Source organism: Neisseria sp. P0021.S007 (assembly GCF_051956855.1).
In genome coordinates, this window is the sequence record NZ_JBQCXA010000877.1 from 1 (window position 1) to 573 (window position 573).

Here is a 573-nt window from a genome sequence, read left to right on the forward strand (position 1 = left end):
GTGAATGCGGTGATTGACGACATGCTGGATAATTGGCAACGCCTCAGCCAAGGCAAAAAATATCATGCCATTTTTGCCACCAGCTCTATTCCCGAAGCGGTCAATTATTACCGCCTAATTAAAGCCAAAATTGCTGAGAAAGCCAGAATTGCTGAGGAAGCCAAAAATTCTGAGGAAGCCAAAGATCCTGAGGAAGCTAAAAATCCCTGGCCGAAACTGACCGCCCTTTTCGATCCGAATATTCTTAACGATGGGCAAGGCAACGACAAGGAAATATGGATTGCCGAAATTTTGAAAGATTACAACGCCCAGTTCCACACAAATTTCGGCTACGCCACCTATTCCCGATTTAAAACGGATTTGTCGGATAGGTTGTCGCATATCAATGCGTATAAGAGAATCAAGCCCGACGAGCAGCTGGATTTGTTGATTGTGGTCGATCAGATGCTGACGGGCTTCGACAGCAAATGGCTCAATACGCTCTATCTAGACAAAATTTTGGATTACGCCAACTTGATTCAGGCGTTTTCCCGCACTAACCGCGTATGCGACAAAACCGATAAGCCTTTTGGT

General features: G+C 45.4%; 1 protein-coding gene. It reads left to right on the forward strand.

What is annotated here, in order from left to right; genetic code table 11:
- A partial coding sequence (locus ACTHUR_RS16480) for a type I restriction enzyme subunit R domain-containing protein (protein WP_440399756.1) occupies positions 1-573 on the forward strand: 573 nt, incomplete at both ends.